The sequence below is a fragment of the Providencia sp. PROV130 genome (assembly GCF_028482225.1).
Taxonomy (GTDB): domain Bacteria; phylum Pseudomonadota; class Gammaproteobacteria; order Enterobacterales; family Enterobacteriaceae; genus Providencia; species Providencia rettgeri.
This window is the reverse complement of record NZ_JAMPQC010000003.1, coordinates 223,330-246,338: the sequence shown is the minus strand read 5'-3', so window position 1 is coordinate 246,338 and position 23,009 is coordinate 223,330. Positions and strand designations below refer to the sequence as shown.

Sequence of the window (23,009 nt, the reverse complement as noted above, 5' to 3'; positions counted from 1 at the left end):
CGTTTTTCACTCCTTTAACTCTTGGCAACCAAGCCATAATGCTAGAGATCATAACGTAAAAACCCATTTGGGTTTAGCATCCAAGAAACAGGAATTCAGCTAAATGTCGTCGAGCAAAAAATCAAAAAGTTCCAATAAAGGGTTGCTTATTTTACTTACCCTTATCGCCCTTGCTGGTGCAGGGTTTGGAGGGTATACCTGGTGGACGACACAACAAGGCACACAAACGGCGAATGAGGAAGAAAAGCGTCCGAACATGCCGCAACCTATTTTTATGGAATTAGAGCCATTTACCGTCAATTTAACCGGTGCTGCCGATGCGCCTGATCGTGTGCTTTATATCCATGTGACCTTGCGACTGGCGAATGAAAAATCGCGTAAACAACTTCATGAATACCTCCCTGAAGTACGTAGCCGTATGTTACTGCTGCTTTCAGAGCAAAAAGCAAAAAATATCGAGACGCATGAAGGTAAGTTGCAGTTAATGAAAGATATCAAGCAAACACTTACCCCTACCCTGATCCCGGGGGATACCGATCAGGATATTTCTGATGTGTTATTTACTACTTTTATTCTGCGGTAATATTCATGAGCGATAATATTTTATCTCAGGCCGAAATTGATGCGCTGCTTAATGATGATACGCCATCAAGCAGTACGCCTGCGCCAGAGACTCAAGGGAAAGATAATGTTCGCCCTTACGACCCGAATACTCAACGTCGGGTTATTCGTGAGCGAATGCAGTCTCTCGAAATCATCAATGAACGTTTTGCTCGCCAGTTCCGTATGGGTTTGTTCAATATGCTACGCCGCAGCCCAGACATTACGGTGGGTGGCATTAAAATTGAACCTTACCATGAGTTTGCGCGTAATTTACCGGTACCAACCAACCTCAACTTAATTCATATGCCTCCGTTACGCGGTACGGCATTGTTTACCTTTGAACCCGCACTAGTTTATATCGCTGTCGACAACCTATTTGGTGGAGATGGTCGCTTCCCTGTACGGCAAGAAGGTAAAGAGTTTACCAATACTGAACAACGCATTATCAATCGCATGCTCAAATTAGCTTTAGGGGCTTATCGTGATGCTTGGAAACCAATTGCTGATATTGAAGTGGAATATGTACGTTCTGAAATCCAAGTCAAATTCACCAATATCACTACCTCTCCTAATGACATTGTGGTTACCACTCCATTTTTAGTGGAGATAGGCAATACCGTTGGTGAATTCAGTATTTGTATTCCAATTGCCATGATCGAGCCATTGCGTGAGCGCTTGATTAACCCACCAATGGAGCAAGGTCACCAAGAAAATGAAACGTGGGTAACCAATCTTGTTACCCAAGTAAAACGCTCTGAACTTGAATTGGTTGCCAACTTTGTTGACATTCCAATGCGAATTTCTCGCTTACTGCAACTGCAAAAAGGGGATGTGATCCCAATTGAGAAACCTGACCGCCTCATCGTTAATGTTGATGGTGTTCCCGTATTAACCAGTCAATACGGTACTCAAAATGGCCAGTATGCATTGCGTGTAGAACATTTGATTAACCCTGTATTAAACACTCTAGATGAGGAAAGTACCAATGAGTGAGGCGAAGAACTCTCCTGATGCATCAACCAATCACGATAGTGAAGACCTATGGGCTGAAGCGCTGGAACAGCAAAAAAAAGCGGAATCCGCCTCAGCTGGTGCACAGGCTTTCGACAACTTTGATGGACAAAACCCGCTAAATCAGCTGTCCGATATCGATATGATCATGGACATCCCAGTGCGTCTTTCTGTTGAATTGGGTCGCACTAAAATGACCATTAAAAAGTTACTGAGCTTATCCCAAGGTTCAGTGGTTTCTCTGGATGGCTTAGCGGGTGAGCCGCTGGATATTTTAATAAATGGCTATTTAATTGCGCAAGGTGAAGTGGTCGTGGTTTCAGACAATTACGGTATTCGTATCACTGATATCATCACGCCTTCTGAACGTATGCGCCGTTTAAGTCGTTAATTAACAACGTGAGTCGCTAATAATGGCAATATCCAATCAAACTGAGCAGGCACCGACATCTGTGCCTTTTTTATCAACAACCGTTTCCTCGAGTGCACCGAATGCACCTGCTATTGACCATAATGATAGCTTAACGCAGATATCCGGTACTTTAGGGGGGATTATTTTATTGATATTAGCAGGGGCTTGGTTGGTGAAAAAATTAGGATTTGCGCCAAAAAAAATGGGCAATGAGCAAATCATAAAAGTCAAAAGCCGCTGCTCATTAGGAAATAAAGAACGCATCGTGGTGGTTGAGGTGAATAATGAGTGCTTAGTATTAGGTGTTACCACACAAAATATCAGCCTGTTACACCAATACTCATCAGAACCTGAAAGCACAACGGTATTGCCAGTTGAACCGCTCACATTTCAGTCTTTATTAAAGAAAAAACAAGAGGCTGCAAAATTTGCAGCTTCAGTGATATCTATGCATAAGTAATCGGAAGCACTCAATGTTACCTCTAAAATCTCTTTTCACGATTACTGCGCTCTTGTTTTTACTGCCGAATTCAGCTTCTGCGGCACTACCTGCCGTTATTAGTCATTCTTTAGCTGATGGGGGACAAACTTGGTCTTTACCCGTTCAAACCCTGTTATTTTTGACCTTATTAGGCTTTATTCCGGCCTTATTGTTAATGATGACCAGTTTTACTCGCATCATTATTGTTTTAGGTTTATTGCGTAATGCACTCGGAACGCCCTCCGCGCCTCCGAATCAAGTCTTACTCGGCTTGGCGCTATTTTTGACCTTTTTTGTGATGTCACCCGTTGCTGACCAAGTTTACCGCGAAGCCTACCAGCCGTTTAGCGAAGATAAAATTAGCCTGGAAACTGCTTTAGAGAAAGGCACTGCACCATTAAGAACCTTCATGCTAGGGCAAACGCGTGAATCCGACTTAGCCCTGTTTGCAAGGATAGCTAAAGTCGGTGAAATTCAAGAAGCGAAAGATGTTCCGTTACGTATTTTAGTGCCCGCTTTTATTACCAGTGAATTAAAAACCGCATTCCAAATTGGTTTTACCATTTTTATTCCATTTTTAATCATCGACTTAGTGGTTGCCAGTGTTTTAATGGCATTAGGAATGATGATGGTTCCACCTGCAACAGTTTCCTTGCCATTTAAATTAATGTTGTTTGTTTTGGTTGATGGCTGGCAATTATTACTTGGCTCATTATCGCAAAGCTTTTTTAATTAGGATTATTTTACTCGGAGTAGTTATGACACCTGAATCAGTGATGGCGATGGGAACTGAGGCGATGAAAATTGCACTGATGCTAGCGGCTCCCTTGTTATTAGCCGCTTTAGCTGCAGGTTTAATTATCAGCTTACTGCAAGCCGCCACACAAGTGAATGAAATGACGCTATCTTTTATCCCTAAAATTTTATCGGTCATTTCTGTGATTATTATTGCAGGGCCCTGGATGCTGAATTTGCTTACCGATTATATGCGGTCATTGTTGAGCAATTTACCGTTTATTATTGGCTAACAATGCTAACCATTACCAGCGAAACACTCACATTGTGGCTAAGCCAAGGTTTTTACCCTTTCATACGCCTTTTGGCGCTGCTTGGTACAGCGCCCTTTTTTAATGAAAAACAGGCAATTACCAAAGTTCGCGTTGCATTGGCTTTTTTTGTCGTCTTGATTGTTTCCCCACAACTTCCTGTCGTAAATATTCCCCTATTTTCTGCCATGGGGCTATGGGTTATCGTGCAGCAAATGGTGATTGGTATTGCGATGGGGCTCACAATGCAAATGGCATTTGCTGCCGTGCGCCATGCGGGAGAAGTGATTGGTTTGCAAATGGGGTTATCGTTCGCCACCTTTTTTGACCCGACCGGTGGACCTAATATGCCGATTTTAGGGCGCATATTTAACGTCATCACCATTTTATTGTTTCTCGCTTTCGATGGGCACCTGTGGCTTATCTATATTGTGGTCAATTCATTTGAACTTATCCCAATTCAAACCGCACCATTAAATCGCGATGGTTTTTGGGTGTTTGTCCAATTTGCTAACACTATATTTATTAATGGGTTAATGCTAGCACTGCCGTTCATTACACTATTTCTCATTCTTAACCTTGCTCTCGGTATTCTAAACCGAATGACCCCACAGCTATCCGTGTTTGTAGTAGGTTTCCCTCTTACATTAACCATCGGTATCAGTATGTTAGGGGTGATTATTTCCATACTTCCCCGCTACACGGAACGGCTTATCCACCAAGCATTTGAGCAGTTATCATTGATGTTTAATTTGTTTGTTTGAGAATAGATAATTAATCAATTAATCAATTAATTAATAATTAATAATTAATAATTAATAATTAATTTATTATCAAAGTAATTTTTCGAATTTGATAATTAAAGTAGCCCAAGAAAAACTGATTTAATTTCCTATTTGTAGTCTATATTAAAAGCAACTAGTATAGTTGTAAATATCACCTATTATTTGATACATTTCTAAACTATCTAATGACAGTCTCAGTAAATACCCAATACTAAACCTAAATAAAATTTAGGTATAAAATTAATTTATTTTCGCAAGTAAATTTATATGCCAGTATCGCTCTGAACATGTCACAATAGCCATTCTCTCACATCATTGACTTCTCATTAATATTTTAATAAACAAAATAAAAAATTATTTATTTAAAAATATAATTTTTTAATAAGTGTCATTATATTTTGTGTATTGTTTCATTTCTTTAATGAATGTATTTAAATATTGTAATTTATTTATATTTTCATAAAGAGGAAATCAGATGAATGATGTAATGGTAGTTACCCCACATAGTAGTTTCCGTGATAATTTGATATACGATGGAATCGCTCCCACAGCACATGGTAATATTTCGTTAAGTGATGCTGCTAATGTATATTGCATGAAACCTGACATGATCTGCCCTGTATGTGGTGAGCCGAAATGTATTTATTTCAGAAAACTATGCGAGGAATTATTAAAAAGCCTCAATGAGCAAGATGTAAAGAAGGCAATGGTAAAAAGTATGGGTGTTGGTGTTCCATTCGTTAGAGTTTATGATGAATACCGTAATAAAGTAGAAAACCAACTCGCTAATACCCTTCATAAGAATGGTATTATTCCTACTAAAAAAATTAGAAATGAAATGTTCTCAAAGTATATGAACCTATTTGATCTATTACATAGAAGAGTGGCGAATGGGAGGGTTCAATACATTGACAGGGATATTAAAAGTACAATATTTAGTAAAATAAACCCTAAAACGGCTACGGTTTTAACGTACTTAAATACTTTAGGTGGCACTAAAAACATTAAAAACTACCCAAAAATGATAGAGGCAATTAAAAAAGGCAACTTCAATGATGCTTCTAAAGAGTTTTACAAGAAGATGCCTCAAGATCTTGAAAGTTATTCAGCATTAGATACCCTTATTAATGAAGCTATAGCTAGAAGTCAAGCTGATAATGACTTGAAAAAAATCCAGAGTAAAGTTAAAAATGAGATTGAAAAATTACAAACAAATGAGGCAATTAAGTCTGCATCAGAAATAATGACAGATGTAGGTGAAAAAGCATCTAAGTTTTTTGGTGATAAATATAAGTCTACATCTAATAAAATCATTAATGAATTAAATACATTTAAAGGTAAAAAAATAAAAAACACAAATGATGCATTAAGAATTCTAGGAAAATCACTCAGCAATCCTTATCTTAACATCCATAAAAAAGATCTCCCCGCCATAACTCAAGCGATTAAGGCAGTTGACGGAAAAAAATTATCTGAAAATTTATATAAATTAGGAACTACCTTTAAAATTGCTGATAAATTTTTAAAATTTGATAAAATAAAAAACAAAGTTGAAGAAGGTTTTGAAACTGGTGACTGGAAACCTTTACTTTTAGAAGTTGAAGCTATGGCTTTAGCTGGAGTAGCAACACCAATTGTATTAGCATTTACCGCTGGAAGTTTAAGCTTATTATTACCATTTACCCTTTCAGCAACAGCCATTTCTGTAGCTACTATTGTACTAACAAGTGTGGTTACATCTTTTATTGATGCTAACTTTGCTGATGCGGTCAACAAAGAGCTTATTCCCTTGGCTAACTAAATTCTAGAAGAAAGAAAGGGGAAATTTTATCCCCATCTTTTTAATTTATATTTTACAGGTAAAAATATAAATGCATTTATGGCCAAACAAGTAACAATGAATATAGAAATAAAAATCGCATAATAATAAATGAAAGAAGTAAATTCGAATGCAGAGATTGAACTTAATTTTCTATTTCCAGATGATATATTATAATCTAAGAAATAATTTATATATGTCATTATACCGATAATAAAAATAGAACTTAAATAACCAAAAATTAGCGTGATAATTCCATCATTGTATAACTTAAAGTGTTCTTTTTTTATTTCTATAGAGTTCCACATAAGTATGTAATATAACACAGAAATTAAAGGAGTTATTTTACAATATAATGCTGACATGTAGCTTTCATTTGGAAATTTATCTGAGTAAATTACAGGTAACTCACCCAACCAGTTATTAATATTAGTTACAGTAGAATTTGAGAACACATTTAGCCATATTGCAGCTAAAGGAATAGCTCCTAATAAAACAATAATAGTGAAAACCCATTTAGTATTTACCTTAAAAACTCGCATAAATCTCCTATATCACAAAACACTCAAATGAGAATAATACATATTATCATTTTAATTATTAAAGTTTATTGCGTAATAAAACATTAATTCAAATTTTTTACATCAAATCTATAACATATTGTCTAACATAGCATTTTTAAAGCTCAAAAAAACCGCGCTTGGATCACTCCAAAGCGCGGTGAGTAAAAATAATATTAAATAATTAACGGCTGCCGAAAAGTGACATGCTGTTTAAGTCTTTAAAAATACTTTGTGAGGCTTCAAACATCGCTTTTTCTTTATAATAATCTGTGGTGGTGCCAGTCCAGTTGGTTTCTAACAACTCACTTTTACGGGCCGCATTTTGAATAGAGCGCGTGTCAGCTAAAAAGTCTAATTTATCAATTTCCTGTAGCTGCAAACCTTGCTTAGCTTCAATATTGGAAATTTGATCTAATGCGGATTTGATGGCACTGTTCGCTTCACCCAACTCTGCTTGCGCTTGGTCTATATCTGCTTGAGGTGCGCCTTGTAATGGCTTTTTCAGTGATTCAATACCTGTGTTCAATGCTTTAAAAATATTGACCACACCATTACTGTCTGTATCAAACACTTGTGCACCGGTGAAATAGGTTGTCATCTCACGGTCACTCGCCACATTCTGCATAATGGCTTTATCACCGCCGTGATAGAGCACTTCACCACTAGCATCAATTTCAAATGGCGGTTTATCTGATTTAAAACCCGCAAAAATATACCGACCATTTCCATCTGTCGAGTTACCTAACGCCACTAATTGCTCTTTTAAACCCGTTAGCTGCTCAGCCAAAGTATTGCGGTCTTTATCGCTTAAAGTGCCTTGGTTTGATGCCTGAATAATCGTGGTATCGATTTGCGTCGTCACATCTGTCATCTGAGTCAAAATACTCATCTGCAACGTCATTCCCGTTTTAGCAAATCCACGGCTTGCTACATATTGTTGGTTACGGTTTTCTGACTGATTAATCCGCACCGCTTGCGAAGATGCTTGCGGGTCATCAGAAGGCTTACTTACACGCTTACCAGAAGCTAATTGGCTCCCTGCATCCATCCAACGCGCTTGCGCACTGTTCATGTCTTGCAAGCGTTGGTGATAAATCATATTGGTACTTAAACGCATCGCTAAATCCTTATTCTATCGCTAATATTTAGAATGCACGCATCAATGCGTTAAATAAATCATCCACCGTTTTTAGCACTTGCGCATTGGCATTGAAAAACTGTTGGATTTTCTGCATCTGAATACTTTCTTCATTCATATTCACACCCGAGATAGCTTGTTCTTGCTCATAGAAGCTCTCGGTCATCTTGTTCTGTGTTTCTGAATCAATTTGCGCTTGTTTGGTTTTACTACCCACATCATTAACTAGCGTTGCATAGAAGTCGGAAAACGTAGAACTACCATCAATCAGTTTTTCGTCTTGTAATTTAACCAACTCTTTAATGTTTTCATTGTCACCAGGGCCACTGTCTTTGCTTCCCGCTGCCGCAAAATCGGATGCATTGCTGACCAAGGTCTGCATACCGTTGATCACACCACTCACTGGCTTCACCAGAAATGAGTCACCTTTTGACATACCCGTGCTATTACTGATTTTGATTTCTAAACCATCAAATTTCAGTGTACCTGCCGTATTTGAATCCACAGGTACTTTGATACATTCAGGTAAACGTGTGACATTCCATTCACTGCCGTCAAAACGCATTTCGTAGTTATTGCCTGTGACTTTAGACACATCGCTATAACTGAGATCAAAGTCCGCTTTGCCACTATTATGGGTGTTACTAACAACAGTACCTTTACCAATTTCAAAGAAGTCTTTGCCCGTGTTGCCGTTGGCATCATAACCTTTGCTATGTACTTCATTGAATTTAGTCGCGAAAACTAATGCTAACTTATTGAGTTTTTGATAAGCCGGGTCCATGACTTCTTGGCGAGAACGCAAAATACCACTGAGTTCCCCACCACGAAATGATTCGTCAGGAATTTCACGAACTTGGCCATTAGCACCAACAAAACCAATACTAAAACGGCTATCATCTTTAGAAGACGGAACCGCTTCCAGACGATTAGCTTTCTCCCCCGTGACTAGCGGTAACCCATTGGCAAAAGTCACGTTATAGTTACCGTTTTGCTCAATAACCTTCACACCAATTAATGAGTTAACTTCATTAACTAAACGGTCACGCACATCTAATAAATCGTTTGGCTCTGAACCACTTACTGAACGGATCCGTGAAATTTGCTGGTTTAAGCCGGCAATTTTTTCAGCGTAGATATTGATGTCTTTTACTTTATTTTCTATCTGGTGATTGGTATCGCGTTCCATTTCCTGCAAACGACGATCCGCTTCTTTAAACTGACTTAGTAATGCATTTGAATTGCCTAAAAAAACGTCAATCAACGTTTTGTCACTTGCATCACTGGTAGCGGCATCTAACGCGGTGAAAAAGCTACCAATATTGCTTGAGATATCTTCAATATCATTAGTAAGCAAATCATCAACTTTATTACAATTCTTAACGTACGCCTCATAGTCGCCACTACGTGCGCGGGATTGGCTGTACTGCGCATTGATAAATTCATCAAACTCACGGCGAACATGGCTGAAATAAGTGCCGTTACCAAAATAGCCATTAGGTGTCATCGTACCGGGATTCTCCCCGAAAACAGCACTTTGGCGGTGATAGTAACCCACACCGGCGTTGGCTAAGTTGTTAGAAATAACACTTAACCCGCCTTGTGCAGCGTTCACACCACTGAGCGCATTATTCATTACATTGTTCAGCATAAGCTTTTCCTGTTCTGGGTGCTTATCGCCACCATTGGCTGACACAATGAAAGCGATAGCAACTCAAATTATTTAGAGCATATTTGGTTATCGGAAATTCAGCGTAATTGTTTAGTCCAAACTCCCAATAATTCCGTATTTTTAGAAGATATCGTTCAAATCTATGGTATAAGCCTGTACAGCCCTTGAAGCAGAATGACTACCTATTGGTTGATGACCACGTATTTGATTAATCAAGGTGATCAATTTGTCCGAATAGCTCGGGTCTGTGGCATATCCTGCTTGATGTAAACGGCGCGCAGCAATCTCTGGTGTCGGCGCTTTTTTGACATCTTTATAACGCGGATTTTCTGTCAATAGATTGATATAATCCGCAATCGCCTCTTCATAAGAGCCATAAACGCGGAAATCATCACGCATTTTGATGGTTTTGCCGTTAATCACTTCTGTTGTCATAATATTCGTGACAGGCCCTTGCCAGTTTTTTCCCGCTTTGATCCCAAATAAGTTATGACTGGTTTTTCCATCTGACTTCAGAATTTCTCGCTGACCCCAACCACTTTCTAATGCTGCCTGTGCCAAGACCAGAAAATGTGAAATACCGCTGTCTTGGCTCGCGGCTTTTGCGGGACCAATTAAGCGACTAATAAAATTGCTGCTGTTAAGCGATAATGCTTTGATTTTTTGAAATGGTGCCGATAGTGCATCACCCATTGGCGCAAAGTGGCGCATCATTTGTTCCATATTAAATGGCGGTAATGATTGCGCTGTTTTTTCATCTAACGGTAGCAGGCTGTTGGATGTTGGCTCACTTGAAGTGTGTTGGTCTCGAGTAAGCTGCTGGTACATCATTTCCCCAAAACCTAAACCTTTTTGCGAAAGATCTTGGGCGATTTGCTGGTCATACATACTGGTCAGCATGCGTGTTTGGTCGCTGGAAAATAAGCCATCTTGTGGGAGTGCGTCACGCATACTTTTTAGCATCAATTGAACGAATGTTGCCTCAAGTTGCTGCGTGACATGGCGCAGCCCTTGCTCCGAATTTTTATTCAGTTCACCTTTTAACTGCCCCAGTGACTGTAAATCAAATGCGGCACCTTGCAATAGCTGCATATCACTCATTAGATGATCTCCAGTTTCGCGCGTAAACACCCTGCACTTTCCATCGCTTGTAATATCGACATCAAGTCGTTTGGTGTTGCACCTAGTGTATTCAGCGCTTGAATAACTTGATTTAATTGCACACTTGCGTTGACTTTTTGCAGCGCCCCACCTTGATCACGCACCCCAACATTGGTATTACGAGTCACTACGGTTTGTCCACCCGCAAATGGGGTATCCGGTTGGCTAACTTGAGTTTGTCTTTCTACTGTAACCGCTAAACTGCCGTGGGCAACAGCACAGCTATCTAAAGTGACACTGCGGTTAATCACCACAGATCCCGTACGTGAATTGAGGATTACTTTCGCTTCAGCCACTGGCGCACGTACATTCAGTTCCTGTACCCGGGCTAAAAAACGCACCTGGTCACGGTTATTAGCTGGCACCAGTAGTTGTACCGTTCTTGAATCTAACGCCGATGCAGTTCCCATACCGCCCATACGGTTAATTGCATCAGCAATATCTTGTGCCAATGTGAAGCTATCTTCGTTTAATTGCAGGTTAATCGCACCGTTTTGCCCGAAACTGCTCGGTAATTCGCGCTCGATAGTTGCTCCACCTGTAATACGGCCACCATTGAGTTGATTGACCTTAATACTACTCCCACCGCCACTAGCGCCCGCACCACCCACTAAGATGTTACCCTGAGCCATTGCATAAATTTGCCCATCAACACCTTTTAGGGGGGTCATCAGCAATGTACCACCACGTAAGCTTTTCGCGTTACCCATTGAGGAAACAACAATATCTACGGACTGCCCAGTACGTGCAAAAGGAGGCAATTTCGCGGTGACCATGACCGCTGCCACATTCTTTAATTGCATATTGGTACCCGGCGGAACCGTAATCCCCATTTGTGATAGCATGTTATTCAAGCTTTGTGTGGTAAACGGCGTTTGCATGGTTTGGTCACCTGTTCCATCCAGACCAACGACTAAACCATAACCAATCAACGCGTTATCTCGCACACCTTGAACGGTAGTTAAATCTTTAATACGCTCACTGTATCCTGAAAAAGCGAAGCAAAAAAATAGTGATAGCAAAATTAATACTTTGTTTTTCATTGAATTATCTCGGCTGTTTTCTCGCTAATGTTTAATTAATAAGGCGAAACATTTAAGAAAAAGCGTTGTAGCCATCCCATGTTTTGCGATTCGTTAATGTAGCCGTCGCCCACATATTCAATACGTGCATCAGCGACTTGTGTCGAACTCACATGATTGTCTGAACCGATAGTGCGTGGGTTAACCACTCCCGAGAAACGAATCGACTCAGTACCTTGGTTTATCGCAATACGTTTCTCACCAACCACATGTAAGTTACCGTTCGCCAATAATTGGTCTACTGTGACAGTGATGGTGCCTTTAAAGGTGTTGTTGGCATTGGCACCGCCTTTGCCGCTAAAGTCACTGTTGCCTTTAATATCTAATTCTGTGTTTTTACCGCCAATCCACCCTTGCATGAAACCCGGTAAGATCGCAGCTAAGAAACCTGTTTTCCCACTACGATTGGCATTCGCAGAGGAGTTTTTGCTCGCACTCACGTTTTCTTGCAAATTGATGGTTAAAATATCACCAACATTACGAGGGCGCCTGTCTTCAAACAACGGTTGATAACCATAATAAGCGGGTTGCGCGCTTTGAAATATCGAGCCATTGGGTGCAGGTGCTGTCGGCGCTGTTGGAATTGCAGTGGTTTGTGTGTCCACTAATGGACGCGATTTGATTTGTGCACAACCGCTGGTAACTAAGACCAAAACGGCAAGTAACCCTGCCTGTTTAGGCGCTATGAAACGCGTTAGCAACGCTGCTTTTTGCTGTTGAGAAATCGTGCCGCTTTCAATCATCATGTTACTCTTTTGCTGCTGTGTACGTTTTATCATCACGAAGAGATCCCTCTCATTGATAACTCATCACTATCGCAATGAGTTATTTTTACGTATTTTTTACCAATTACAATTGCGTTAAGCGCTGTAACATTTGGTCAGAAGCGGATACCGCCTTACTGTTGATTTCATAAGCACGTTGAGTTTGGATCATGTTGACCAACTCTTCTGCCACGTTAACGTTAGAGGTTTCTAACATATGTTGATAAAGTAAACCGGCACCGTTAGTACCTGGTGCGCTCTCATTTGGTGCGCCCGAACTTGCGGTTTCCATATATAGGTTTTCACCCATACTTTCCAAACCAGCGTCATTAATGAAGGTGGTTAATGTTATTTGGCCAATTTGCTGTGGTTGGTTATCGCCATATACGGTGATAGTCACGGTACCATCACGCGCAATTGACAAGCTATTCGCGTTATCGGGGATCATAATCGCAGGAACGATTTGATAACCACTTGAAGTCACTAACTGGCCATCTTGGTTTGGCTGTAATGCCCCATCACGAGTATAAGCATCTGTACCATCCGGCATTTGCACATGTAAAAAACCTTGGCCTCTGATAGCGATATCGTTGGTATTTCCCGTTTTATTTAATGCGCCTTGCGCATGAATACGCATTGTGGCAACAGGGCGTGAACCTGTACCCATTTGTAAACCAGATGGTAACGAAGTTTGTTCTGAACTCATGGCACCCGGTTGGCGAATATTTTGGTACATTAAATCTTCAAAAACAGCACGTTGGCGTTTAAAACCATTCGTACTAACGTTGGCTAAGTTATTGGAAATAACATCAAGGTTAGTTTGTTGAGCATCAAGCCCTGTTTTGGCAATCCATAATGAGCGGATCATAATAATTCCTTTGTGAAATTAGCTAACAGCGAGCAGTTGGTTCGCCCGTTGTGCATTTTCATCAGCACTGCGGACAACTTTCATTTGCATTTCAAAGTGCCTTGCATTGGCAATCATAGAAACCATCGCTTCCGCGGCATTGACATTACTGCCTTCAATGACTCCCGCGGTGACAATTCCTCGTTCACTTTGTGGTAAAGCATTGCCATTTGCCGCTTGCCCTTGTGGTGATAAATGGAACAAACCATCTTCGCCACGGATCAAGTCTTGAGGCTGCGCTTCAACCACTTTCAAACGCCCGATTTGCCCTAACATTGTTGGCGGGTCAGTGGCTAAAAGTGCGGTAACTGTCCCGTCTGCACCAATGGTTAATTCTGCATTTGGCGGAACGTTAATCGGCCCACCATCACCTTGTAAGCGGCGCTCGCCAATGACAAGTTCACCTTCGCTAGACACTTGAATGTTGCCGTTACGGGTATAAGCTTCAGTGCCATCGGCTAACTCAACAGCCAAAAAATGCTTATCGTTTAACGCAACATCGGTTTGTTTACCCGTATAATTGAGTGGCCCTTGGCTCATATCAGCACCAGGAGTCGATGCCACCACCAGCGTTCTGGTTTGCTCGCTGTCACCATTTATTGGAACGGCACGCATTGCGGACAATTGCGCTTTAAAGCCTGCAGTTGACACATTGGCAATGTTATTTGAAACAATCGCTTGGTTTTCCAGCGCATGACGCGCTCCCCCCATCGCGGTATAAATGACGTGATCCATGGCCACCCTCTTGTTTTATCGTAAGTTAACCAGCGTCTGTAACATCTGATCTTGTGTTTTGATGGTTTGCGCGTTTGATTGGTAATTACGCTGCATTACAATCATGCTGATTAACTCTTGGCTCATATCCACGTTAGAGGATTCCAATGCACCACTGGTTAATTTACCAAACTGGCCGACACCCGGAACACCGTCCATTGGGTTACCAGAGGCGTTGGATGAAGCCCAAACGTTGCCACCTTGGGATACCAGACCATTTGGGTTTGCGAAAGCGGATAACGCCACTTGGCCAACCACACGTTTTTGCTGGTTAGAATAGTTAGCAGTAATCAAACCGTTATCTTCGATTTTAAAGGTGGTGTATTCACCAGCAGGATAACCATTCACATCAATCGCGCTGACGGAAGATTCACTGACTTTTTGTTGACGAGTTTTCCCTAAATCAACTTTTAATGTGCCATCATTTGCACCATTTAGCCCTTTGTATGCAAAATCAAACGTTGTTTCTATTGGCGTTACAACAGGGTCATCACCTGGGTTCGGGCCTGGTGTTACCGTTTCTGTCACCAATTTTCCGTTACCATCAAATGACATATCCCCCAGCTTAGTTGCTGCAGTGTCATTCGCGTCTTTAGCGTAAGCCGTCCACTTGTTGTCCACTGTTTTTACAAAATAAACAGAGATTTCATGCGTGTTACCTTGGCTATCATACGCCGTCATGGTTGTGCTGAAATTGTAAGTCGCGGAATCATCTGGATTATCAACATCGAAAGCTTTATCTTTGATTTTGTCTTCTGAATTCAAATTAATGGTTAATTTCGCTAACTCCGATGCTTTTGCATCCATCATATCCGTTGGGATATTCAAGCCTTCAGGTACACCACCACTTTGAATGGTAACATTGCCTTTTTCATCGACACTCGCTGGGTAACCTGTGACCACCATACCTTGGTTATTCACTAGATTACCGCTTTTATCACGTAAGAATTGGCCATCTCGGCTGTAATAAGTATCACCGTTTTGGTCTTGTACACGGAAAAAACCATTTCCGGAGATAGCAACATCTGTCGCTCTATCAGTACGCGTGATTGGGCCATCTTTAAAATTTTGTGTCACCGCGGCTACATTAACACCGAGACCAACACCCGAACCTGCAAACATATCTGCAAATGAGGTTGTTGCTCCTTTAAAACCATTTGTTGCGGAGTTGGCAATATTATTACCAATTGAATCAAGCCCCGCTGAGGCTGCATTTAAGCCACTGACTGCTTGTGAAAAAGACATATTTTCTCCATGAGTATTGGGGGTAAATTAAGAAGATGGATAAACTTTGAAAATGCTGCTCAGCGGGACACTTTGCCCAATGCCAACATCAAGTAATGGTGCGTCAGCCCCTGGAGTCACACCGTTAACACGGGTATACCCCAGTTTGGTGACTTCGATTTCAGCCCCCGAACTGACGGCTTTCACATCAAAGTAATATTTTCCTGTTGTATCTGTGACTAAGTTTCCGTTGTTATCACGACCATCCCACGCCATATCATAGATATCGGGTTTAACTTCCGTATCATAGGTAATGGTTCGCACAACCATTCGGTTTTTATCACGAATAGTAATTTCAACTTTGTCTGCCAATTTCGGTAAAAAGAAACCAAACGGCGAAGAAATATATTCAGATTGCGGTTCTTCACTACCTTCTTCACCTTCAATAGCCTCTTTATTACTCAGTCCAAAAGTTGAAGGGCTATTTGGGCTGATGCCTTCATCTGGAAGCGGGTTTGATGGCTTAGTCACATTGCTGTCTTCACCTGTGCTCTCTTTCTTGAGCGGTGCTAAGATGATTTCATTGCGCGGAATAAGCACCCCCTTACCAACCAGCTGAGTGGCTTGTAATGACTGACCTGAACCAATTTGCTGGGAAATACCACTCACGCTATCGCTGAGTTTATTCATGCTTTCAAGCGTGGCTATTTGCGCCAATTGGCTGGTTAAATCCGTGTTTTCCATTGGCTTGGTTGGGTCTTGGTTTTGCATTTGCGTGACAATCATTTTTAAAAAAGTGTCACGCATATCGTCACTTTGACTTTTCTTTGGCACATTACTCGCAGACGGCTCAGGACCAGCGGTCGTATTATCCAAAGGGTCGTACATTGTGGCTGCAATTCCCATGAAAACGCTCCCTTACTGGCCTATTGTGAGTGTCTTTTGCAGCAAGGTTTTTGCTGTATTCATCACTTCTAAATTGGCTTGATAGCTACGGGAAGCTGAAATGGTGTTGATCATTTCACCGACCATGTCGACATTTGGCATTTGCACATAGCCTTTTTCATTCGCTGACGGGTGGCCGGGCTTATATTCCATACGAGGTGGCGTAGGGTCTTCTATCAACTCGCTCACACGCACACCACCTACTTCATGGCGCCCTTGTGGTGCCATTTGAAAAACCACTTGTTTTGCACGGTATGGTTGGCCATCAGGCCCTGCAATACTTTCTGCATTTGCCATATTGCTCGCACTAACATTCAAGCGTTGAGATTGCGCGGTCAATGCGGATGCAGAGATATCAAAAATACTCAGTAAAGCCATGAAGATTACCCTTGCTGTAAGACAGCCAACATACTTTTGACGCGGCTATTGATGAATGTAAGGTCGGCCTGATATTTCAGGGTGTTATCTGCGAATTGGCTACGTTCAATATCCATATCTACCGTATTACCATCCATTGAGGTTTGGTAAGGAACTCGATATTTCAGGTCAATATTGGAGGCTTTGCCTCCTCGCCCTTCGATATGCCCTTTCGAAGTGACAGCAAGAGTTACACCTTTTCCCCCTACCACACCTTTATCCATGGCTTGTTGAAGTTGACGATTAAAGTCAATATCACGTGCTTGGTAGCCGGGTGTGTCGGCATTAGCAATGTTTGAAGCTAATACTGTCTGCCTTGCTTCGCGTATTGACAAAGCCTGTTGCTGGAAAGCAAACGTGGCGTTTAATTTATCAATCATAGTGGCCCTCAATGGAGATAACGCGATCCCTGATTTGAACGTTCGCGAGTAAAAATTAAAATTCGACCTGCATATCTTAGCGGCCTACGAAAAATTCTAATGGCGAGATAAAGGCAAAATAATTGACCTATTTGGCTCATTCGTTATTACAGAGCTGCGTAAACTGCAATCGTGAAAAGTTTGTTTGCTGGGGAGATAAAAGGGATGTATTACGCTAAAAAATTGCCATTATACTTGGTAATCAGCTTATTAGGGCTTACTCCAACGCTTTCTCAAGCGTCGTTACCTCAAGACATCAACCAATACTTTCGCCAAATTCATGGTAAGGGCAAGCAAGTTTCAATTGAAATTAAAACGCCGATTGAGCGTTGGCCGACTTGTGAAAAACCCCAGCTCACCCCCCCAGTTGGTGGGCGCAATATGGGTAATGTTTCCCTACCGATACAGTGTGGTAAAAAAAAGCAGTTTATTCAGCTTACCGTGAATGTGACAGGTCAGTATTACGTGGCTACACGTAATATAAATAGAGGGGAACCCATACAATTTGTCGATATCGGCACCAAGAAGGGCTTATTACATAAACTCCCCGCAGGTGCAAGCACCGATAAAATCGCACTACGCGGTGCGATAGCCCTGCGTAATATTCCTGCAGGGCAAACATTCACAAAATCAATGATAAGACAGCCTTGGGCAATAAAAGCGGGACAAACGGTATTTGTGTTCGCCAATGGTGATAATTTTTCAGTGAAATATGAAGGCCGCGCCATTAATAATGCCACAGCCGGCCAAAATACCCGAGTACGCTTGTTAAATGGGCAAGTAGTGAGTGGGGAAGCGCTAGAAAATGGCAGTGTTCAAGTGGTATTAAAATAAAGATAAGCCCACTGATATGCTAAGTAATACGAGTATATACTCTAAATAATTCGAGTTGCAGCTAGGCGACAAGTGAAGATAGACCGATGAGCATACATGAGTATGTGATTCGGCTAGCTGAGCGCAGTCAACAACGCTGCAACTTGAAGTATGACGAGTATAGCTGGTGAATGATGCAATATTTTGTAACACTATAGACACTAAAGATTCATCAATATAAGCCGATAACTGACATATGACAAAAATCGGGAATAGGAAAATACATTATGGCTATTGAGCAAACATCTGCAATTTCTGCGCTAACTCAGGTGACAAACCGCGACCCACAAGATGCGGCTGCCCCGATGCGCGACAAAAAAGTGTCCAGCAATGAAGTCGTTAAAGAAAGTTCTTTTGCGCCAAGTGAGTTACAAAAAAAATTATTGCAACCTCAAGCTAGCGATATTAACAGTGCTAAAGTTGAGCAAATCAAACAAGCTATCAAAGATGGCACCTTAAAAATGGACGCTGGAAAAATTGCCGATGGCATTTTACGTGATGCCCATGAATGCATGTTATCAATGAAATAAAAATAGCCATCATGACTAACGAATTACTGATATTACTCGAGCAACAACTCTCCCACTTGCAATCATTACAGATAGTGATGAAAAATGAAGAGTTATTATTAGGTTATCACCGTGTGCCACCTTCGCTTTTTCAGGAAACCACTGAACAAAAGCGGTTTCTGGTTGCCGCGATTGGCCATGGTGAAACAAACCGCCTAGCGTTAGAAGCACAAGCTGAAGTCAGTGCACCTTATGAAGGCAATGATGCGCTAGCGGGGGTATGGGAAGCCATTAAAACCTTAACCACCGACCTAAAAGAGCTGAATTATCGTAATCATCAAATGCTACAATTACATATTGAGCTCAACGCCCAGCGCCTAAACTTTGTGAAAAAGCATAATAACCAGTCCACTTATGGTGCTGATGGTTTAGAGTCAAAACGCCCTGCTTTAGGTAAGAAAATTTCGATTTAAGGTGTGTTTTATTTTATAAAACTACAAAGGATTATCCTTGTATGCATTAGATAATAAGCACCTTTTCATCAATCAATGTGAGTAGCCTTGATGCTGCACCATTTGGTTTAATCTCCCCTCTTTCCCATTTAGAAACACTTTCCTTGGCCATATTTAATATCAAAACGAGAGAAGATTGAGAAATATTATTTTGCTCACGAATACGTTTAATGTCCTCTCCTGTCATAGGCTTAGGGTTGGTAAATTTTTTCTTAAGTTCTTGTGCTTTTATCCGTGCCTCGATACGGCGAGCCACTGTGCCATCAGCAACACCAATTGCTTCCATTTCTTGAGCAAATTTCAGTAATTCATTTATTTTATTATTCATAATGAATCCCCACCAACAGGTTAGCTTCAGCTCACTATAATTTTACTATGGTAAAAATTATCATGGTTAAGGAAGAAAATATGCTAATAAAGCAAATTCTTGGAATAAAAAAGAGGAAAATTACCGTATCCTATTGGCAATTTTCCTCTTTTTAATACTGTAGCTAAATGGCAAATAATACCGATAGAATTAACTACCACTAATCATCGACGTCATTCTGATCTTACGGTGGTCAGTCATTTCTAAATTCGACATGACCACTAGCTGTGGCAGGCTGCGCCGCAAGAAACGCGACAAAATTAGGCGTAAGCCATGGTTAACTAATAATACCGTTGGGGCTCCCATCGCCTCTTGGTGTGCCACGGCTTGCTCCGCTTGAGTTTGAATAAACTGCGCCAAATTCGGCTCTAAACCACCGCCATTCTTAGCGGCTTGCAGTAAGATCTGTTCAAGACTCGCTTCTAAACCGATAACTTGAATTTCTTCTGAGTTACCAAACCACTGTTGAGTAATTGCACGACCTAGTGCAATACGCACTTGCGATGTTAAATAATCGGTATCTTTATTTTCCCCGTTTTCCCCTGCCATTTCAGCCAAGGTTTCAATGATGGTACGCATATCGCGGATCACCACATCTTCCATTAATAAATTTTGTAGCACACGGTGCAAAATGGTTAACGAAATAGTATCGGGGATCAGGTCATCTGCCAATTTTGGCATCTCTTTTTTCACACGATCATACAACATTTGTGCTTCTTGGCGGCCAAATAAGGTGCTGGAGTTTTGCAATAAAATTTGATTAAAATGAGTTGCCACTGCGGTACTCGCAGATACCACGGTATACCCTTGTATTTGCGCTTGCTCACGTAAATCATCATCAATCCAAATTGCAGGTAAACCAAATGCAGGCTCCTTGGTGACATCGCCTTGTAACGAACCAGCGGCATTACCTGGGTCAATAGCCAGACTACGACCAGGCTGTGCTTCTCCCCGCCCAACTTCCGCACCTTTGATCAGAATTCGGTATTCACAAGGAGAAAGCGCCAAGTTATCGCAAATATGTACGACAGGTGGTAAATACCCCACTTCTTGAGCAAATTTCTTACGTAAACCACGCAGCCGCCCTAATAATTCACCTTGCTGGTCATTATCGACTAAGGGAATCAACCGATACCCCACTTCCATCGCCAACAAATCTTCTAGTTGCACGTCATCCCACGTGGCTTCAACCACTTTATTTGCTTCTTGGAAATGCTGCGATTGGCTATTATCTCCCGTGGCACTTTCGGGCTGTTGCGATTTACGCACTAAATACCAACCAAGGGCTGCCAGTGCCGCAGTAAACAGTAAGAATACAAAGTTAGGCATACCCGGAATCAAACCGATTAAGCCTAAAACGCCTGCGCTCAACCACATCACTCGCGGGTTATTGAATAGCTGGGTGACCATCTGCTCACCCACATCTTCATCGGTTGCCACACGGGTGACAATAACCCCAGCAGCCGTTGAAATAATCAAAGCAGGAATTTGCGCCACAAGGCCATCACCGATGGTCAGTAAGGTATACGCACTTGTCGCCTCACCCAATGACATATTGTGTTGACCCACACCGATAATTAACCCCCCTACCACGTTGATCACCATAATCATGATCCCCGCAATCGCATCCCCACGCACGAACTTACTCGCACCATCCATTGAACCGTAAAAATCCGCTTCTTGAGTCACTTCCGCACGGCGTTTTTTCGCTTCATCATCCGTAATGATACCTGCGTTCAAGTCGGCATCGATGGCCATCTGCTTACCCGGCATACCATCTAACACAAAGCGAGCACCCACTTCCGCAATACGCCCCGCTCCCTTAGTGATAACCATAAAGTTAATCAGTACAAGAATAATGAACACCACAATACCGATGGCAAAGTTACCGCCCACTAAAAAATGACCAAAGGCTTCGACAACTCGTCCAGCTGCATCTGGCCCTGTATGGCCATCTAACAAAATAATTCGCGTCGAGGCGATATTCAAAGAAAGGCGCAATAAGGTTGCAAATAGCAAAATAGTTGGAAATGCAGCAAAGTCTAATGTGCGCTTAGTGAACATCGCCACTAATAGCACCATAATAGAAAGTGCAATATTGAAGGTAAACAGTAAATCCAATAAAAATGCCGGCAATGGCAAAACCATCATCGACAAAATCAATAAGATAAGAACCGGTCCAGCGAGTATTTGCCACTGCGTTCCCTGTAAATTTTTCGGCAATTTTAATAATGAAGCCAAATTAGCCATCGCGATTGTTATCTCCAGCAAAATCCAGCGTCGGTGGCACTGGTAAATTTTTCGGTTTTTTTGGTCTGAGCCCACCTTCACGGCGCCAGCGGCGCAATTGGTAAACCCATGCTAAAACTTCTGCAACCGCAGCATATAATGCAACAGGAATGCTTTGGCCTATCTCCGCATGGCGATATAGCGCACGAGCAAGCGGCGGTGCTTCTAACTGTAATATTCGGTGCTCTTCACCAATTTCTTTGATGCGCTGAGCCAATACGCCCGCACCTTTTGCTAATACTTTTGGCGCCCCCATTTTTTTGTCGTCATATTTAAGGGCAACCGCATAGTGTGTCGGGTTAGTGACGATCACATCCGCACTTGGGACATCCGCCATCATTCGGTTACGTGCAATCGCACGCTGTTGTTGGCGAATTTTGGCTTTAATCTGCGGGTCACCTTCTTGCTGCTTGAATTCATCTTTAATTTCCTGACGACTCATGCGCAATTTCTTTAAATGGGAGCGAAACTGATAGAAAACATCAAAAGCCACCATTGGAATAAGCAAAAACACAATTAAATATCCGGCAAAAATGACTTTCTGTAGTGCATTACTTAGCGCCGTAACGGGTGATTCCATCACTAAATGCAGTAATGATGGCCAACTTTGCCAAAGAAAAATAAACGCCCCCAACCCCACAAATAACGATTTCAAAATAGCTTTAAATAACTCAGATAACGCATTCATCGAAAAAATACGTTTTAGCCCTTTGATTGGATTTAACTTTTTCAAATCAAATTTAATCAACTTGCTATTAAAAACGAGCCCACCCACTAACGATGACGCAGAAATGCCAACCAAAGCTAACCCGCCAATCACGGGTAATAAGGCAAATAAAGCCTCGCTGACAACACGTCCTAAGTAGCTGACCATCAAGCCTGTGTTTTGTAAGTAATGACCATCAAAAATAAAGCCCTGACGAGCTATTTGCCGAAGTTGTGCTGCCAGATGTCCACCACTTAGCCATAGCAAGCTCACGCCTGCTAACATCATCATTAGCGAGCTAAGTTCTTTTGAACGAACGATCTGCCCATCATCTTTGGCTTTTTGCTTTTTATGGGGGGTGGGCTCTTCTGTTTTTTCTACATCACTCTCGTCGGACACCGTGATTCCAAAATTTAATGAAAATACGAGTTATCGCTATAGCATGACAGAGTGTAAAAAAATCAATGGTGGAAAATAGACGTAGTTCAAGGGGGTTATTTGGCTATTGAGCAATAAGCATGCTTAATTAC

26 protein-coding genes are annotated in these 23,009 nt (G+C 41.6%); 11 read left to right on the top strand and 15 right to left on the bottom strand.

What is annotated here, in order from left to right; genetic code table 11:
* The first annotated feature begins 103 nt into the window (after positions 1-103).
* The 8 genes from fliL (at position 104) to PSF28_RS02250 (ending at position 6,139) form a co-directional block, all read left to right on the top strand.
* Positions 104-583, top strand: coding sequence for a flagellar basal body-associated protein FliL (fliL, locus tag PSF28_RS02285; protein WP_109911167.1), 480 nt, complete (start codon positions 104-106; stop codon positions 581-583).
* 5 nt (positions 584-588) lie between these two features.
* Positions 589-1,596, top strand: a complete 1,008-nt coding sequence (gene fliM / locus PSF28_RS02280) for a flagellar motor switch protein FliM (protein WP_210838245.1) — start codon at positions 589-591, stop codon at positions 1,594-1,596.
* A complete protein-coding gene (gene fliN, locus PSF28_RS02275; protein WP_004255621.1) occupies positions 1,589-2,005 on the top strand; it encodes a flagellar motor switch protein FliN in 417 nt (138 codons plus the stop codon). Before fliM ends, fliN begins: the two co-directional genes overlap by 8 nt.
* Before the next feature lie 22 nt (positions 2,006-2,027).
* A complete protein-coding gene (fliO, locus tag PSF28_RS02270) occupies positions 2,028-2,486 on the top strand; it encodes a flagellar biosynthetic protein FliO (protein ID WP_210838247.1) in 459 nt (152 codons plus the stop codon).
* A 13-nt stretch (positions 2,487-2,499) separates the two neighbouring features.
* Positions 2,500-3,243, top strand: a complete 744-nt coding sequence (fliP, locus tag PSF28_RS02265; protein ID WP_004909893.1) for a flagellar type III secretion system pore protein FliP — start codon at positions 2,500-2,502, stop codon at positions 3,241-3,243.
* A 22-nt stretch (positions 3,244-3,265) separates the two neighbouring features.
* Positions 3,266-3,535 (top strand): flagellar biosynthesis protein FliQ, encoded by a 270-nt coding sequence (fliQ, locus tag PSF28_RS02260; protein WP_004255630.1) that lies wholly within the window; start codon positions 3,266-3,268, stop codon positions 3,533-3,535.
* Positions 3,536-3,537: 2 nt separating this feature from the next.
* The gene (gene fliR / locus PSF28_RS02255) at positions 3,538-4,317 is read left to right on the top strand and encodes a flagellar biosynthetic protein FliR (protein WP_125890816.1); all 780 of its coding nucleotides are present in this window, start codon (positions 3,538-3,540) and stop codon (positions 4,315-4,317) included.
* Between the two features lie 496 nt (positions 4,318-4,813).
* A complete protein-coding gene (locus PSF28_RS02250) occupies positions 4,814-6,139 on the top strand; it encodes a colicin-like pore-forming protein (protein ID WP_272684563.1) in 1,326 nt (441 codons plus the stop codon).
* Positions 6,140-6,165: 26 nt separating this feature from the next.
* Here the strand turns inward: PSF28_RS02250 and cui are convergent, their stop codons facing one another.
* The 12 genes from cui to flgB all read right to left on the bottom strand — a co-directional run bounded on the left by cui (position 6,166) and on the right by flgB (position 17,184).
* Positions 6,166-6,699, bottom strand: a complete 534-nt coding sequence (cui, locus tag PSF28_RS02245) for a colicin immunity protein Cui (protein WP_272684562.1) — start codon at positions 6,697-6,699, stop codon at positions 6,166-6,168.
* A 202-nt stretch (positions 6,700-6,901) separates the two neighbouring features.
* Positions 6,902-7,837 carry a flagellar hook-associated protein FlgL gene (gene flgL / locus PSF28_RS02240; RefSeq protein WP_272684561.1) on the bottom strand — a complete coding sequence of 312 codons (936 nt, stop codon included), beginning with the start codon at positions 7,835-7,837 and terminating at the stop codon, positions 6,902-6,904.
* Positions 7,838-7,865: 28 nt separating this feature from the next.
* Positions 7,866-9,509 (bottom strand): flagellar hook-associated protein FlgK, encoded by a 1,644-nt coding sequence (gene flgK, locus PSF28_RS02235; RefSeq protein ID WP_272684560.1) that lies wholly within the window; start codon positions 9,507-9,509, stop codon positions 7,866-7,868.
* A gap of 141 nt (positions 9,510-9,650) precedes the next feature.
* Positions 9,651-10,631, bottom strand: a complete 981-nt coding sequence (gene flgJ, locus PSF28_RS02230) for a flagellar assembly peptidoglycan hydrolase FlgJ (protein WP_272684559.1) — start codon at positions 10,629-10,631, stop codon at positions 9,651-9,653.
* Positions 10,631-11,734 carry a flagellar basal body P-ring protein FlgI gene (locus PSF28_RS02225; protein ID WP_272665198.1) on the bottom strand — a complete coding sequence of 368 codons (1,104 nt, stop codon included), beginning with the start codon at positions 11,732-11,734 and terminating at the stop codon, positions 10,631-10,633. Before PSF28_RS02225 ends, flgJ begins: the two co-directional genes overlap by 1 nt.
* Positions 11,735-11,769: 35 nt before the next feature.
* The gene (locus tag PSF28_RS02220; RefSeq protein ID WP_371031807.1) at positions 11,770-12,552 is read right to left on the bottom strand and encodes a flagellar basal body L-ring protein FlgH; all 783 of its coding nucleotides are present in this window, start codon (positions 12,550-12,552) and stop codon (positions 11,770-11,772) included.
* A gap of 70 nt (positions 12,553-12,622) precedes the next feature.
* Positions 12,623-13,405, bottom strand: coding sequence for a flagellar basal-body rod protein FlgG (flgG, locus tag PSF28_RS02215; RefSeq protein ID WP_004909875.1), 783 nt, complete (start codon positions 13,403-13,405; stop codon positions 12,623-12,625).
* 18 nt (positions 13,406-13,423) lie between these two features.
* Positions 13,424-14,179 carry a flagellar basal body rod protein FlgF gene (locus tag PSF28_RS02210; RefSeq protein WP_109911160.1) on the bottom strand — a complete coding sequence of 252 codons (756 nt, stop codon included), beginning with the start codon at positions 14,177-14,179 and terminating at the stop codon, positions 13,424-13,426.
* 15 nt (positions 14,180-14,194) lie between these two features.
* Positions 14,195-15,463: a flagellar hook protein FlgE gene (gene flgE, locus PSF28_RS02205; protein ID WP_210837424.1), complete on the bottom strand. Its 1,269-nt coding sequence runs from the start codon at positions 15,461-15,463 to the stop codon at positions 14,195-14,197.
* 27 nt (positions 15,464-15,490) lie between these two features.
* Positions 15,491-16,348 carry a flagellar hook assembly protein FlgD gene (locus PSF28_RS02200; protein WP_210837426.1) on the bottom strand — a complete coding sequence of 286 codons (858 nt, stop codon included), beginning with the start codon at positions 16,346-16,348 and terminating at the stop codon, positions 15,491-15,493.
* Positions 16,349-16,360: 12 nt separating this feature from the next.
* Positions 16,361-16,765, bottom strand: coding sequence for a flagellar basal body rod protein FlgC (gene flgC, locus PSF28_RS02195; RefSeq protein ID WP_004909868.1), 405 nt, complete (start codon positions 16,763-16,765; stop codon positions 16,361-16,363).
* Positions 16,766-16,770: 5 nt separating this feature from the next.
* Positions 16,771-17,184, bottom strand: coding sequence for a flagellar basal body rod protein FlgB (gene flgB / locus PSF28_RS02190; protein ID WP_210837428.1), 414 nt, complete (start codon positions 17,182-17,184; stop codon positions 16,771-16,773).
* 204 nt (positions 17,185-17,388) lie between these two features.
* On the opposite strand from flgB, the gene flgA reads away from it, so the two are divergent.
* From flgA to PSF28_RS02175, 3 genes are all read left to right on the top strand, one after another.
* Complete coding sequence (flgA, locus tag PSF28_RS02185) at positions 17,389-18,057, top strand: flagellar basal body P-ring formation chaperone FlgA (RefSeq protein ID WP_210837430.1); 669 nt, start codon at positions 17,389-17,391, stop codon at positions 18,055-18,057.
* A gap of 266 nt (positions 18,058-18,323) precedes the next feature.
* Positions 18,324-18,626 (top strand): flagellar biosynthesis anti-sigma factor FlgM, encoded by a 303-nt coding sequence (flgM, locus tag PSF28_RS02180; protein WP_210837431.1) that lies wholly within the window; start codon positions 18,324-18,326, stop codon positions 18,624-18,626.
* Positions 18,627-18,637: 11 nt separating this feature from the next.
* Positions 18,638-19,078 carry a flagella synthesis protein FlgN gene (locus PSF28_RS02175; RefSeq protein WP_336298956.1) on the top strand — a complete coding sequence of 147 codons (441 nt, stop codon included), beginning with the start codon at positions 18,638-18,640 and terminating at the stop codon, positions 19,076-19,078.
* Positions 19,079-19,124: 46 nt separating this feature from the next.
* Here the strand turns inward: PSF28_RS02175 and PSF28_RS02170 are convergent, their stop codons facing one another.
* From PSF28_RS02170 to flhB, 3 genes are all read right to left on the bottom strand, one after another.
* Positions 19,125-19,445 (bottom strand): helix-turn-helix domain-containing protein, encoded by a 321-nt coding sequence (locus tag PSF28_RS02170; protein WP_210837433.1) that lies wholly within the window; start codon positions 19,443-19,445, stop codon positions 19,125-19,127.
* Positions 19,446-19,634: 189 nt separating this feature from the next.
* Complete coding sequence (gene flhA / locus PSF28_RS02165) at positions 19,635-21,734, bottom strand: flagellar biosynthesis protein FlhA (RefSeq protein WP_272684557.1); 2,100 nt, start codon at positions 21,732-21,734, stop codon at positions 19,635-19,637.
* Positions 21,727-22,878, bottom strand: coding sequence for a flagellar biosynthesis protein FlhB (gene flhB / locus PSF28_RS02160; protein WP_210837435.1), 1,152 nt, complete (start codon positions 22,876-22,878; stop codon positions 21,727-21,729). The genes flhA and flhB overlap by 8 nt, the downstream gene beginning before the upstream one ends.
* Positions 22,879-23,009: the final 131 nt, after the last annotated feature.

Coding starts and splice junctions, on each gene's coding strand:
- fliL (WP_109911167.1), top strand. CDS start 104: ATGTCGTCGAGCAAAAAATCAAAAAGTTCCAATAAAGGGTTGCTTATT.
- fliM (WP_210838245.1), top strand. CDS start 589: ATGAGCGATAATATTTTATCTCAGGCCGAAATTGATGCGCTGCTTAAT.
- fliN (WP_004255621.1), top strand. CDS start 1,589: ATGAGTGAGGCGAAGAACTCTCCTGATGCATCAACCAATCACGATAGT.
- fliO (WP_210838247.1), top strand. CDS start 2,028: ATGGCAATATCCAATCAAACTGAGCAGGCACCGACATCTGTGCCTTTT.
- fliP (WP_004909893.1), top strand. CDS start 2,500: ATGTTACCTCTAAAATCTCTTTTCACGATTACTGCGCTCTTGTTTTTA.
- fliQ (WP_004255630.1), top strand. CDS start 3,266: ATGACACCTGAATCAGTGATGGCGATGGGAACTGAGGCGATGAAAATT.
- fliR (WP_125890816.1), top strand. CDS start 3,538: ATGCTAACCATTACCAGCGAAACACTCACATTGTGGCTAAGCCAAGGT.
- PSF28_RS02250 (WP_272684563.1), top strand. CDS start 4,814: ATGAATGATGTAATGGTAGTTACCCCACATAGTAGTTTCCGTGATAAT.
- cui (WP_272684562.1), bottom strand. CDS start 6,699: ATGCGAGTTTTTAAGGTAAATACTAAATGGGTTTTCACTATTATTGTT.
- flgL (WP_272684561.1), bottom strand. CDS start 7,837: ATGCGTTTAAGTACCAATATGATTTATCACCAACGCTTGCAAGACATG.
- flgK (WP_272684560.1), bottom strand. CDS start 9,509: ATGCTGAACAATGTAATGAATAATGCGCTCAGTGGTGTGAACGCTGCA.
- flgJ (WP_272684559.1), bottom strand. CDS start 10,631: ATGAGTGATATGCAGCTATTGCAAGGTGCCGCATTTGATTTACAGTCA.
- PSF28_RS02225 (WP_272665198.1), bottom strand. CDS start 11,734: ATGAAAAACAAAGTATTAATTTTGCTATCACTATTTTTTTGCTTCGCT.
- PSF28_RS02220 (WP_371031807.1), bottom strand. CDS start 12,552: ATGATAAAACGTACACAGCAGCAAAAGAGTAACATGATGATTGAAAGC.
- flgG (WP_004909875.1), bottom strand. CDS start 13,405: ATGATCCGCTCATTATGGATTGCCAAAACAGGGCTTGATGCTCAACAA.
- PSF28_RS02210 (WP_109911160.1), bottom strand. CDS start 14,179: ATGGATCACGTCATTTATACCGCGATGGGGGGAGCGCGTCATGCGCTG.
- flgE (WP_210837424.1), bottom strand. CDS start 15,463: ATGTCTTTTTCACAAGCAGTCAGTGGCTTAAATGCAGCCTCAGCGGGG.
- PSF28_RS02200 (WP_210837426.1), bottom strand. CDS start 16,348: ATGGGAATTGCAGCCACAATGTACGACCCTTTGGATAATACGACCGCT.
- flgC (WP_004909868.1), bottom strand. CDS start 16,765: ATGGCTTTACTGAGTATTTTTGATATCTCTGCATCCGCATTGACCGCG.
- flgB (WP_210837428.1), bottom strand. CDS start 17,184: ATGATTGATAAATTAAACGCCACGTTTGCTTTCCAGCAACAGGCTTTG.
- flgA (WP_210837430.1), top strand. CDS start 17,389: ATGTATTACGCTAAAAAATTGCCATTATACTTGGTAATCAGCTTATTA.
- flgM (WP_210837431.1), top strand. CDS start 18,324: ATGGCTATTGAGCAAACATCTGCAATTTCTGCGCTAACTCAGGTGACA.
- PSF28_RS02175 (WP_336298956.1), top strand. CDS start 18,638: ATGACTAACGAATTACTGATATTACTCGAGCAACAACTCTCCCACTTG.
- PSF28_RS02170 (WP_210837433.1), bottom strand. CDS start 19,445: ATGAATAATAAAATAAATGAATTACTGAAATTTGCTCAAGAAATGGAA.
- flhA (WP_272684557.1), bottom strand. CDS start 21,734: ATGGCTAATTTGGCTTCATTATTAAAATTGCCGAAAAATTTACAGGGA.